The following is a 12,290-nucleotide window of genomic DNA, read 5'->3' on the forward strand; positions in this document are numbered from 1 at the left end:
ACCGCAGATCAGGAGTTCGTAGACTGACCGCCGTCGACATGCAGCACCTGGGCGGTGACGTAGCGGGAGTCGTCGGATGCGAGATAGACGTAGGTAGGCGCCAGCTCGAACGGTTGGCCCGGCCGGGCGAGCATCGTCTCCGTCCCGAAGACGGCGACTCGATCGGCGCTGAAGCTGCTCGGGATGAGCGGGGTCCAGATCGGGCCGGGTGCGACCGCGTTGACGCGAATGCCCTTCGGCGCCAGGTTGCGCGCGAGCGCGCGGGTCCAACCGACGATGGCGCCCTTGGTGGCGGTGTAGTCGATCAGCGTCTTCTCGCCGACGTAGGTCACGACCGAAGCCGTCCCGATGATCGAGGCGCCGGGCTGCAGGTAGGGCAGGGCCGCGCGTGTCGTATGGAAGTGGGAGAAGAAGTTGACCTTGAACGTATTCTCGAATTGCTCGTCGCTGATGTCTTCGAGGCTGTTCTGCTGGAACTGGATGCCAACGTTGTTGACGAGGACGTCGAGCCGTCCGAATGCCTTGGCCGCGGCATGGGGGAGCGATTCGCTGACCGCTTTGTCGCGTACGTCGCCCGGCAGCAGGAGGCAGCGGCGGCCGTACGCCTCGATGCAGGCTCTGGTCCGCTCGGCGTCCTCATGCTCGTCGAGGTAGGAGATCGCGATGTCGGCGCCTTCCTTGGCGAAGGCGATCGCGGCCGCCGCACCGATCCCGCTGTCGCCCCCGGTGATCAACGCTGCCCGGCCTTCGAGCTTGCCGCTTCCTTTATAATGCGGATTGTCCACGATCGGTCTCGGCACCATGAGGCTCTCGATGCCGGGCTGGCGATACTGTCGCTGCTCGGGCACGCTGATGGCCACATCCTCGTATTGTGTGACCGTGCCGTAGTTCGGATAGAGCGGATAGGGATTCGCAAGCTTCGCCTCTTCGAATTGCCGCTGCATATCCCGGATTTGCTCAAGTTCTTTGCTTTGTTGATCGCTCATGTCAGCCTCCTGCATGCGGGCGCTGTCCGGTCGAGGGACCGGCTGGCCGGTATTTTCGTTGCTTTACACTATGCGGGGATGAATGGGCGGGTGCCTAGCGGCAACGGGGGGGAGGGCATTCGGGCACGGACATGCGCACGAGTGGGCGCGTCGGCATAGGGTAGAGGAGCGGGCATCAGGCAGACGGGAGGATGAATCTAATGAAGGTGCCTTACTCGTTCAGCAGGAATGCCGATCTGCTGCTGGTCAAGCAGACGGAGGATAGGGTCAAGATTGCCTACGCGGATTTTTTTACGTTGACGCTGCCGGTGATCGGTCCCAGGCCGCCATACTATGCGAATCCCCGGTACGTGGGGAATTATCCGGTCATCTGAGAAAAACAAACAGCCCCTCCTGTCGCAAGCGATTGGAGGGGCTGTTCGAATTGGAGGCGGGCACGGCGATCCATGTCTGTGCCGATAGAGGATGGCGGGCTCCGCCTAGCCTGTCATGCCGCGCCGCAGCGAGATCAGCTCGCGCAGATCGTCGGTCGACAGCTCGGTGATCCATCCCTCGGAGGAGGAGATGACGTTGTCGCTGAGCTGCTGCTTGCTCTCGAGCATCTCGTCGATACGCTCCTCGAGCGTGCCGAGCGAGATGAACTTGTGCACCTGCACGTCCTTGGTCTGGCCCATCCGATAGGCGCGGTCGGTCGCCTGGTTCTCGACGGCCGGATTCCACCAGCGGTCGAAGTGGAAGACGTGATTGGCCGCGGTCAGATTGAGACCGACGCCGCCCGCCTTGAGCGAGAGGATGAATACGCCCGGCTGTTCGCCTTGCGGGAGCGATTGCGACTGGAACTGCTCGATCATCCGGTCGCGCGTCTTCTTCGGCGTGCTGCCGTTCAGATAGAGGACAGGCTCGCCGAGCTCCTCCGCCAGCACGAGGCGCAGCATCTCGCCCATGCCGATGTACTGGGTGAAAATAAGGCAGCGGTCGCCCTCGTCCCGCAGCTCCTTGACCATGGCGAGCAGCCGCTCCAGCTTGGCGGAGCGGGCGACGAGCGCGGCCAGGTCCGGCGCCGCGGACGCAAGCTCGAGGCCGTCGGCGCCCGCATCCGTGCCGCCGGACGGGGCAGAGGCGCCGGACGCGGCTGCCGGCGCTTCCTTGTTCAGCAGCGCCGGATGGTCGCACAGCTGCTTCAGGCGGGTGAGCGCCGCGAGAATCGCGCCTTTGCGCTCGATGCCCTCCAGCATTTTCATGCGCTCGAGCAGCTCGTTCACCGTCTGCTCGTAGAGCGCGCTTTGCTCGGGCGTGAGCGGGACGTAGGATTTCATTTCGTTTTTGTCCGGCAGATCCAGCTGGATGCTCGGATCTTTTTTCTTGCGGCGCAGCAGGAACGGACCGACGAGCCGCTTCAGCTCCGCCGTCCGGCGCTCGTCGTGATTGCGCTCGATCGGCGTGGCGAACCGCTCCTGGAAGGCGCGCTGCGTCCCGAGATAGCCCGGCGCGATGAAGTCGTAGATCGACCACAGCTCGGCCAGCCGGTTCTCGATCGGCGTGCCGGTGAGCGCGATGCGCTGGCCGGCGGGCAGGCTGCGGACGGCGGCGGACTGCTTGGTCTGCGCGTTCTTGATATTTTGCGCCTCGTCGAGGCAGACCGCGGCCCAAGTGTACGATTGCAGCAGCTCCTGGTCGAGCGACGCCGTAGCGTAGGAGGTCAGCACGACGTCGGAGACGGCGGCCTGCGCCTCGAAGGCGTCCGGCGCCGACAACCGTCCGCCGCCGTAATGCAGGCTGACCGCCAGCGACGGTGCGAACCGGGCGAGCTCCTTCTGCCAGTTGCCCAGCACCGAGGTGGGACAGACGATCAGCGCGGCGCGGCGCCGCTCGGGCGGCGTATCGTGGCGCAGCTGCAGCAGGTAGGCGATGAGCTGCACGGTCTTGCCGAGGCCCATGTCGTCGGCGAGGACTGCGCCGAGCCCGAAGCGCCGCAGCGTGGTGAGCCAGCCGAAGCCCTCGCGCTGATACGTGCGCAGCGTCGCGTGCAAATCTTGCGGCGCTTCGGGCACGGGCCATTCGGAGGGCTTGCCGAGCTGCGCGAAGAAGGCGGCCAGATGCGCGTTCAGCTCGACCTCGAGCTGGACGCGGGCCGCTGATTCTGCCGCGGACGTCTCGGTCTCGCCGCTGTGCCCGCCGTCGCCTGCCGCATCGGCTTCGCCGAGCAGGTGGAGCTGCAGCACGTCCTGGAACGTGAGGCCCTGCGACTTGTCCATGCCCGCCATCATGCGGCGAATCTGCGCGAGCAGCGCAGGATCGAGCGCGATCCATTGGCCGCGATGCCGGACGAGCCGCTGGTTGCGCGCGACGAGCGCGGCGAATTCCTCCTCGCTCAGATCGGCGTCGCCGATGGCGACGCGCCAGTCGAAGTCGACGATCGCGTCGAGCCCGAACAGCGAGTGGCTCTTGCCGCCGGTCTCGCTGGCGATCTTGGCGCGCAGCCGGGGCTTCTTGCGGCTCGCCGCCTCCCACCAGGCCGGCAGCATGACCTGCCAGCCGGCGGCGAGCAGGCGGTCGCTGTCCGCCGACAGGAAGCGCCAGGCCGCTTCGTCGTCGAGCGGCGCGGCGAGCAGATCGCGCGGCGGGCCCGCGAGGCGCTCGGGCGGCAGCACCGCATGCAGCCGCTCCAGCCAGCCGGGGGCGCGCTCGCGGGCTTCGTCCTGCCAGGCGGCCGGCCAGCGCCCAGACACCGTACCGTCCGCGCCGAGCTTGGCCGCGTACACGGCGGTCTCGTCCGCCTTGCTGCGCAGCGCGAGCTGGAGCCGCCACGCGTCCGCCCCTTCGCTCTCCAGGGCCGGCTCCAGCAGCCGCAGCACCGGGCGGAACGGCGCCGTATCCGGGCGCCAGCCGATCGCCTCCAGCCAGCCGCGCTCGTCCATGCCGGACGCGGAGGCGGCGGACTTGTCGAACAGCAGCGGGAAGTCCTGCCGCAGCTCGCTGTAGCCGAGCTCCGTGCCGTAATGCCGCTCCCGCACGGCCATCGAGAAGGCGGCATGCAGCCCCGCCTCGAAGTCCGCGTCCGCCTCGTCCCCGCCGGACGCAGGCAGCTCCTCGTCCCACGTCCAGCGGAGCAGTCCCTGGCGATAGGCGCCCAGATGCGGGATGTACCGGCCGCTCTCGATCCGGTCGGCGAGATCGGGCGCCCGCTCGGTCAGCAGCTTCGCTCCGCCCGTAATTTTCCAATCGACATGCTTGAGCAGTCTGGGCTCCGCGAAGAAGGGGATGACCTGCTCGGCGGGCAGGATGACGACCTCCGCTCTGCGCAGTCCCGGATCGTGCGCTCCCGCCGCCAGCTCTACCTGGGCGACGTCCAGATTCGTCCCGTAGAACGACGGGTCATGCCAGGCGAACAGCTTGTGCTTGAGCAGGACGCCCGGCACGTAGCCGTAGCCGTCCAATACGCCGTATATAAGCGCATCCCCGTGCTCGCTCAGAAGCAAGTCGATGCTGATCGTTTCCCGGTAGGCATTCATGACAGCTTTCCTTTCCGAAGCTCTTCCTGCAAGGCGCGCAGTCTGCTGTGACGAAGCTCGAACAGCTCGTAGAACGTCTCCCAGCGATCCTCGCGCTTCATCTTCTTGTACAGCTTGGCCAGACGCTTGAGCAGCTTGACCGCCGACTTGTAGCCTGCTCTGTTCTTGAGCGCGACATAACGCTCGACCGCCTGATGATAGAAGGGAAGCAGCGTATGCGGCGCATGCTTCTCCAGCGGCGCGAGCTCGGTGGCCCGGTACTCGAGCGGCTCTCTGCCGTACGACAGCTGGATGTCCATCCATTCCTCGTATCTGCCGGCGGCCAGCAGCCTGCTCTCGTACAGCTGTCCGGAGGCGGGCAGCATGCGCTCGAACGTCTCCCACATCAGCGGCTCCGCTTCGGGCAGCCTGGCGACGAGGGCATCCCACAGGCTCGCGTACGCCTCCATATCCCGGGGGCGTCTGCTCGCGATCCAAGGGGCCGCCTCGGTCAGCCAACGGAGCAGCCGGGACCACTGCCCGTCCCGGGCCAGCGAAGCGAGCAGGTCGACGAGCTCGGACGACGAGGCGTCTCTGTTGCGGCCTGCACCCTCGCGCAGCAGGGCCAGCGCGCCATCGTCGTCGGACAGGCTGAACCGCATCCGCAGCGCGGCCGTATTCCAGGCGCCTCTGCTCTGGGGCGGCAGCTCCGGCAGCGCGTCCTCCAGCCTGCGAAGTTCCTCCGCATACAAAGCTTCGCTGCCGATCGACGGCGAGACCCACGTTTCCCACAATCCGCCATAATGCAGCAGATCGTAATCCTGCGTCGGACCCGGCCGCAGCATCGCGGTCCGCAGCGCGTCCGCCGTCTCGAGCAGACGGTCGCGCCAGTGAGGCTCGTCCGCGGCGGCGTCCGGCAGTTCGCGCGCGAGGCAGCCCATCGCGGCTTCATGCAGGTCGGTGATGGCAATATGCGTGAAGTAGCCGAGGTAGGACGACTGGCCGCGCGCGTACATGTTCGGCGGCTCCGCGACATGATGCATCAGGTACAGCAGCGCGTTCAGCTCGTACAGACGCTCGGCCGCCGGCGGCAGCTCTGGCTTGAGCTTGTAAATTAGCCCGAGCGCCTGCTTGGCGTAGTTCGTATTGCGCACCTGATCTGCGATCGGCATCAGGCATCGCTCGAACAACGCCAGCCATTGGGCGACGCTCATCTCGGGAATCCGCACCGCCTCCTGGGCGAGGCGCTGGGCCTCGGCTTTATACCGCGGTGCGGCGGCCGGGACGGAGACGGCTGCCGTTCTGGCGTTCGCCAGCGACTGGACAGACCGGCCCTGATGCTCCGCCCACGCCATGAGCACGGCTGCGATATGCTTGCACGACGAGCCGACGGGACAGTTGCAGTCGCTGTCGCTCGGCTTGCCGGGGTACACGTCGACGACATAGGGGATCGTGCCGTCCACTTCGGCTTCCAGATGCTCCAGATCGTCCGGATTGTCCAGCGTGACCCGGCCTTGCTTGTAGTATTGATAACCGCGCTTGAGCGTGACATCGGTGAACTGCTTGGCGACGCTTCTGAGGAGACGATCCCATGCGGCATCGTTCAGCTTCGTATACGAATCCATCGGTTATGCCCTCATCCTATCTGTTCGCGATCTTCTGTGTACCATTATAGCATTCGGAGTCCGCCGGGCGAGCGCAGAAAACGCAGTCCGGGAGAGATACATAATTCTCCAGAGGGGTAATACATAGTTAGCGGCCATGTTGCAAAGGAAAACGACAGCGATTGTGGGAGGGAGGTAGACAGCCGTATGCTCAGCTTTAAAGCAGCCGCGCCTCTGTATCCTTGGGCCGGCAGACCGTCCGCGTACGATTCGATCGTGCTGCGTACGGGTCAGGACGGCAAGCTCAAGTCGCAGGCGCTGCCCGACGACGATGAATATGCGGACAAGCCCGAACGCAGCTCCGCGCTATGGCGGCTCAGTCTGGACGATGAGCGGACGGTCCGCGAAGAAGCAGACGAAGCGCTGGCCCGTGCGCTCGCCCGTGCGCTGGCGCGTCTCAGCCGCGATCGCAGCGTCCGCAACCGCAGAGCCGCATACCTCGCGCTCATGCGGGACGAGTCGCTCGATGCGATCGGTCCTGCGCTGCAGGCATTACATAAGCTGCCGGGCCTCAACGCCCGTCATCTGTACGAGGAAGCACACTGGATGGCCCGGCACGGCGTACACCGCAACGTCGTCAAGTTCGGCATCGCCCTGCTGAGCCAATACGGCAGCGAGCGGCACAAGGAGCTCGTGTTCACGCTGGGCAAACATGAGGAGTTCACGCTGTATGCGGCTTCGGCCCTCTTGGGCATGGAGCAGGCGAGCGGTGCGCTATGCGAGCTGGCCCGCTATGTGACCGGCTGGGCGCGCATCTATCTCGTCGAGCGGCTCGACCCGGATACGCAGGAGATTCGCGATTGGCTGCTGCGGGACGGATTCCGAAACGAGATCGCGGACGCCTTTTTGGCGTATACATGTGCGCTGAAGGGAGAGCTGCAGGAGGCGCTGGAGGCGGATGCGATCGATCCGAAGCTGTTCGCGGGCGCTTCGGGCATTCTGAGCGCGCTGATTCGGGGCGGACCGGCCGAGGATATCGACGACTACGAGCAGGCCGTGCCGGTCATCGGCGAGTTCCTGCGGCATGCGGAGCGTATGCGGGACGAGCAGGCGGGACGCGACGGCGTCGAGGCGATCGCCGCCTATCTGGAGCAGGACGAGGAGCGCTGGCAAGCGCGCTGCGGGAGCGGCGGTTGGACGCGCGAGCTTCGGGGTGCGTATCTGGCGCAATGCCGCTGCATCTTGAGCGCTTACGGCGAGTGATGCAGCGTAGCGCCCATTAAACAGAAAAACAGGATGCCGCAACAAGCATCCTGTTTTTCATTATCCAATCATTTTCAAAAATAATATAAAAATATATATGGACAACCATTTGGCAATCGTGGTATATTAATGTGCGTTGAGTTTAAATGATTGTTTAGTTGATTCACGCCTCGCAGTAATGAACGCGTTTCTGCCGCATTCGGCATCTCTCATCTCTCATCTCTCATCTCTTATCCCTACTCTTTCAACTCTCATCTCTTATCTCGAATCTCTCATCGTTGCCGCGCATTTCATCCGCTTCTCTGTCCGTCTCGCACGCGCCCTCTTATTTCGAATGCCATTCATTTATCCCCATTAACCTGCAATCTGCTTCCGCGTTCGATGCCGTCCGACGTGTTTCTTCTATTATATATAGATTGGTCTCCAGACGCAGATTATAAAGTTCTCCCTGCAGATGATAAAATCTTTGCTTTTCTAGAACAGTATCCATGCTACAATAATTCGCAGGAAACAATTGGCATGCAAAAAACGATTGCCATGTATTCACGACAACCCGGCAGCAACCGATATATCAAATATAGCAGCAAATGTTTCTATCACTCCGTCATTACCCTATGTCATACCAGTCTAAACACACGATGGAGGTTTTTTATTTGAAAAAGTTCGGTTTGATGGCATTGGCGCTCGTCCTCGGTCTCGTATTAACGAATGCGTTCACTTCCCGATTCGAGGCGCATGCCGTCAGCTCTACCGTTCAATATAGCGCTCCGCAGAACTTTGCGACCGCGCAAGGCCAGAACCAATGGTACTATCAGAAGCTCTCGGGCACGACCTATACCGACCTTGTCTATAATGCGGCGAACAAGCGCTGGCAAGCTGCGGACGCCGGCTATCCCTGGGTGAACAAGGATGCGATGCACCCGAGCAAAGACTTCGACGCGGCGATCAAGTGGGTATCTCCGGGCAAGGGCACGATCACGATCGGCGGCACTGTCAAGAAGGGCGACAACCAAGGCGACGGCATCCTCGCTACGATCAAGAAGGACAAGTCGAAGCTGTGGAGCGCGGTCGTCACGACGACGGCCGGCGTGACGCCGAGCCTCGACAGCGTTGCGGTAGAAAAGGGCACGGCCGTTTATTTTGAAGTCAACGCCGTAAGCTCGATGAACAACGACCATACGCTCTGGGATCCGGTGATCTCGTTCACAGCGGCAGAAGCTGTGGCGCAGCCCGCCTCGACAACGCAGTCTCAAGCGACGCCGACATCCGATCCGTATGCGCTGTCCGTCGACACCTGCGGAGCGGTGGCGAACGACGGCAAGGACGATTATGCGGCATTCGTAGCCTGCCTCGACAAGGCCAAGACACAAGGCAAGTACGTCTATGTGCCGGCAGGCGAATATCAGCTGAGCAAAATACTGACGATCGACGGCGTCAAGCTGATCGGAGCGGGCAAGACGGCGACGACGCTGATCTCGACCGATCCGGAGAACGGTTCGATCGATCTTAAAGGCAATAGTCCGAAGCTGAGCAACCTGAAGCATGTATATAAGACGACAGTCGCGCGCGGCAACGGCGCCAACGAGAAAAACAGCGTAACCGTACGCGGCGCGACGAACTTCGTCATCGACAACATCTACGTGTACAAGTCCAGCACCGCCGGCATTCTCGTACAAGGCGCATCCAAGGGCGGCACCATCACGAACAACACCGTCGATTCGACCGGTGCGGACGGCATTCATATTACGGACAGCAGCAGCGATATCGTCATTCAGGGCAATACGGTCAAAGCGACGGGCGACGATACGATCGCGGTCGTCAGCTATGCGGCCGACGGTCCGGCCGTTCATGATATCAAGATTTTGGGCAACGACGTCGGTTATCTGTCCCAGGCGCGCGGCATAGCCGTCGTCGGCGGCGCCGACGTGCTGATCGAGGGCAATTCGATCAAGGATACTCAGATGGCCGGCATCTATATCGCCTGCGAGGGGAACTACAACACGGTTAACGTCGACCGCATCACCGTCAACAAAAATACGGTCGATCACACGGGCATCCATGAACCGGAAAATCATCCGAACGTGCTCGTCTATGCCTCTTCCGGCGTTATCGACGAGGTTACGTTTACGGGCAATACGATTAAAAACGCGGCGCACCGGGGCATCGGCGTCTGGGGCGGCGGACAGATCAAGGACGTTTATTTTACCGGAAATACGCTGATCAACACGATCGGGGACAACACGACGTTCAAGACGGGGACGATCCATTTGAGCAACAACAAAGGCTTCTAATGCTAAGAGGAAAAAGTTAATTATTCCAATCGCGAACCGCCAATTCAGGGAAACCTGGGTTGGCTTTTTTATTTCAGCTATGTCCAGGAGAAGGGCCGCCGGCTTTGGCTTGGGCCTTTTTCCCGGGTCTTCTTAACGATTTTTAATGTGCGAGATTGTTTTACCCAGGTGCAATAGGGGTGAAACTCTCATAAGTCCCGCGATTTAAAAAAATGATGCTACTGGAGGCAAGAGGCAGGAATGGAGAGAACCGGAAAAAGAAAGCAGGCGCTATGGTGGTCCGGCGTCGCCGCTGCTGCGGTAATCGCGCTCGTGTGGGTGCTGTGGCGGCAGGGCGCAGACAAAGGCGGGCCCGAAGGCGCGCCGCCCGCTCCTTCGTCCGCGCAGGCTACGGATGCGCTGCCCGCGGAGCCGGCATGGACGATCGAGGGCGGCATCTTGACCTGCCCGGCGGGCGGCGGCGACGGCGAGGACGATCTGGCGCTGCTGAATGCCTGTACGGCCAAGGCCAAGACGGACGGCCTGGAGGTTCAATTGTCTGCGGGGAAATACCGGATCGGCGATATATGGCAGATCGACGGCGTGCGTGTGAAGGGAGCGGGGGCGGACGAGACGGTTATCGTATCCACCGATCCGGAGCGGGGCTCGATCGATATCAAGGGCCAGGGCGCGTCGCTCGGCGATCTGGAGCATGTCTATGACCGCACCGTCCAACGCGGGGACGGCGCAAACGTAAAAAACAGCATTACCGTCAGCGGAGCGTCGGGCTTCAAAATCGAAAATGTGCATATCGACAAGTCGAGCACGGCCGGCATTCTCGTCGAGGAAGCGTCCAAGGATGGCCTCATCGCTAACAATACGATTCAGGACACGGGTGCCGACGGCATTCATATTACGGACGGCAGCACCCGAATCCGCGTCGAGAACAACAAGATATCGGGGACGGGAGACGATGCGATCGCGGTCGTCAGCTATCTGAAGGACGGCGCGGTGACGAATGACGTGACGATCGTCGGCAACGATGTTGGCTATGACTCCAAGGCGCGGGGCATCTCGGTCGTCGGCGGCGAGAATATCACGATCGAAAGCAACCGGATCCAGCGCACGGAAATGGCCGGCATCTACATCTCGGTCGAAAAGGAATGGGAGACGGCCGATACGAAAAACATCACGGTCGAGAAAAATACAATCGAGCACACGGGCATGCGCAAGAGCAGCGATCACCCGAACATCCTGGTGTACGCCTCGCACGGCAAGCTGGACGATATCCGATTCGAGGAGAACACGATCAAAAATGCCGTGAACGACGGAATCGGCGTATGGGGCGATGGCGAGCTGGGCAATATTTATTTCTCGAACAACGTGCTCAGCGATTCTAGCAGATCGCCTACCAACTTCAAGGGAGGCAAGATTCACCTCGCCGGCAACGAAGGATTTTAGCATTTTAATAATTTGTCGCATTGAAGCGCGCCGTTGCGATAACGGCGCGCTTTTTGCGTTTTGAGAAAAATGAGAAAAGCCTTATGAAAGCGATGCCACTATTTGCTAGTTTGTTTCAGATTCGAAGCCAAATGTTTAAAGTGGGGACAAGAATGGGAGAGACGGAGCGGGCATGGGCAGACAAGGGGCGCAACTTACATAACACGACGCATCGCTAGGCGCTCTCTTGGGACCGTCAGGGCCGTCCTCATCTCTCATTCGAGGTTTGCGAGTCGACTGTTAAAACAATGACGATTGACATAGATGAGCAAGCCGGCAGGCAGGGTGAAAGGCACAAAAAACAACCGAAGCGGAGGCTAACGAGAATGGAACTGCAGCACTATCTGAAGGTCGTCAAGCGATATTGGTGGATACCTGCCTTGCTGATAGTCATCGCCGTCACGGCTGCATACGTCTACTCCAATCAGTACACGAAGCCTGTCTATCAAGCGACCACGGACCTGATCGTCAACAAGACGGAATCGACGGTCGCAGGCCAGCAGGTCATCGACCAGAACTCTATTAACACGAATCTCATGCTCATCAACACATACAAGCAGATCATCAAGTCTCCATCGATCATGAAGCGCGTCGCAGACGAGCATCCGGAGCTTGGGCTGACGGCCTCCCAGATTCACGACAAAGTCGCCGTCAACACGATGAAGGATGCCCAGATTATCACGCTGGTGGCTCAGGCCGACACATATGCCTCGGCCGTACAGATCGTCGAAGGCGTATCGAGCGCCTTCCGCGGCAGCGTCACCTCGCTCATGAAGCTGAACAACATCACTGTGCTCACCGAGCCGGATCCGCTCGCCGTACCGGGCCCCATCAACAGCAACCATAACGTCCTTTATATTTTCAGCTTCCTGCTCGCGGCGCTTCTGGGCCTCGGCATCGCCTTCCTGGTCGACTACCTGGACGACAAAGTCAGAAGCGAGGACGACCTTGAGCGCGAGCTCGGGATCACGATGCTCGCCGCCATCGGCAAGATCAAGCAAAAGGATCTCGCGCAGGGACGCAATCGTACGGCGGTACCCTTCTCCAGAGAAGCGGCCGTACGGGGCAAGCAGGAGCTAAGACCTGTCAAGGAGCCGCGTTAAGCGTATCGCAACATGAAGGAGGCTTGACTGGAACATCATGACGCTACGGAACATCCTCATTTATCGCGACTGT

8 protein-coding genes are annotated in these 12,290 nt (G+C 61.3%); 5 read left to right on the plus strand and 3 right to left on the minus strand.

The genetic code is table 11. The annotated features are described in order from the left end of the window. Positions 1-8: 8 nt before the first annotated feature. Positions 9-986, minus strand: a complete 978-nt coding sequence (locus tag VQ071_RS00930) for an SDR family oxidoreductase (protein WP_340511954.1) — start codon at positions 984-986, stop codon at positions 9-11. A 200-nt stretch (positions 987-1,186) separates the two neighbouring features. Between VQ071_RS00930 and VQ071_RS00935 the strand changes: the two genes are divergently transcribed. After that, complete coding sequence (locus tag VQ071_RS00935) at positions 1,187-1,360, plus strand: hypothetical protein (RefSeq protein WP_340511955.1); 174 nt, start codon at positions 1,187-1,189, stop codon at positions 1,358-1,360. 105 nt (positions 1,361-1,465) lie between these two features. On the opposite strand, the gene VQ071_RS00940 is transcribed toward VQ071_RS00935, so the two are convergent. Both VQ071_RS00940 and VQ071_RS00945 read right to left on the minus strand, forming a co-directional pair. Then, on the minus strand, positions 1,466-4,498 hold the full coding sequence (locus VQ071_RS00940; protein ID WP_340511956.1) for a DEAD/DEAH box helicase: 3,033 nt from the start codon (positions 4,496-4,498) through the stop codon (positions 1,466-1,468). Continuing rightward, positions 4,495-6,102 carry an SWIM zinc finger family protein gene (locus VQ071_RS00945; RefSeq protein ID WP_340511957.1) on the minus strand — a complete coding sequence of 536 codons (1,608 nt, stop codon included), beginning with the start codon at positions 6,100-6,102 and terminating at the stop codon, positions 4,495-4,497. Before VQ071_RS00945 ends, VQ071_RS00940 begins: the two co-directional genes overlap by 4 nt. 186 nt (positions 6,103-6,288) lie before the next feature. Between VQ071_RS00945 and VQ071_RS00950 the strand changes: the two genes are divergently transcribed. The 4 genes from VQ071_RS00950 to VQ071_RS00965 all read left to right on the plus strand — a co-directional run bounded on the left by VQ071_RS00950 (position 6,289) and on the right by VQ071_RS00965 (position 12,217). Continuing rightward, the gene (locus tag VQ071_RS00950; RefSeq protein WP_340511958.1) at positions 6,289-7,344 is read left to right on the plus strand and encodes a hypothetical protein; all 1,056 of its coding nucleotides are present in this window, start codon (positions 6,289-6,291) and stop codon (positions 7,342-7,344) included. 653 nt (positions 7,345-7,997) lie between these two features. Next, positions 7,998-9,635, plus strand: a complete 1,638-nt coding sequence (locus VQ071_RS00955) for a right-handed parallel beta-helix repeat-containing protein (RefSeq protein ID WP_340511959.1) — start codon at positions 7,998-8,000, stop codon at positions 9,633-9,635. Positions 9,636-9,875: 240 nt separating this feature from the next. Then, complete coding sequence (locus tag VQ071_RS00960; protein ID WP_340511960.1) at positions 9,876-11,075, plus strand: right-handed parallel beta-helix repeat-containing protein; 1,200 nt, start codon at positions 9,876-9,878, stop codon at positions 11,073-11,075. Between the two features lie 365 nt (positions 11,076-11,440). Next, on the plus strand, positions 11,441-12,217 hold the full coding sequence (locus tag VQ071_RS00965) for a YveK family protein (protein ID WP_340511961.1): 777 nt from the start codon (positions 11,441-11,443) through the stop codon (positions 12,215-12,217). Positions 12,218-12,290 lie beyond the last annotated feature (73 nt).

The organism is Cohnella sp. 56 (genome assembly GCF_037963805.1).
In the GTDB taxonomy this organism is placed as follows: Bacteria; Bacillota; Bacilli; order Paenibacillales; family Paenibacillaceae; genus Cohnella.

What these genes read in the sequence shown, in the direction of transcription:
- VQ071_RS00935 (WP_340511955.1), top strand. Translation starts at nt 1,187, where the DNA reads ATGAAGGTGCCTTACTCGTTCAGCAGGAATGCCGATCTGCTGCTGGTC.
- VQ071_RS00960 (WP_340511960.1), top strand. Translation starts at nt 9,876, where the DNA reads ATGGAGAGAACCGGAAAAAGAAAGCAGGCGCTATGGTGGTCCGGCGTC.
- VQ071_RS00930 (WP_340511954.1), bottom strand. Translation starts at nt 986, where the DNA reads ATGAGCGATCAACAAAGCAAAGAACTTGAGCAAATCCGGGATATGCAG.
- VQ071_RS00950 (WP_340511958.1), top strand. Translation starts at nt 6,289, where the DNA reads ATGCTCAGCTTTAAAGCAGCCGCGCCTCTGTATCCTTGGGCCGGCAGA.
- VQ071_RS00965 (WP_340511961.1), top strand. Translation starts at nt 11,441, where the DNA reads ATGGAACTGCAGCACTATCTGAAGGTCGTCAAGCGATATTGGTGGATA.
- VQ071_RS00945 (WP_340511957.1), bottom strand. Translation starts at nt 6,102, where the DNA reads ATGGATTCGTATACGAAGCTGAACGATGCCGCATGGGATCGTCTCCTC.
- VQ071_RS00940 (WP_340511956.1), bottom strand. Translation starts at nt 4,498, where the DNA reads ATGAATGCCTACCGGGAAACGATCAGCATCGACTTGCTTCTGAGCGAG.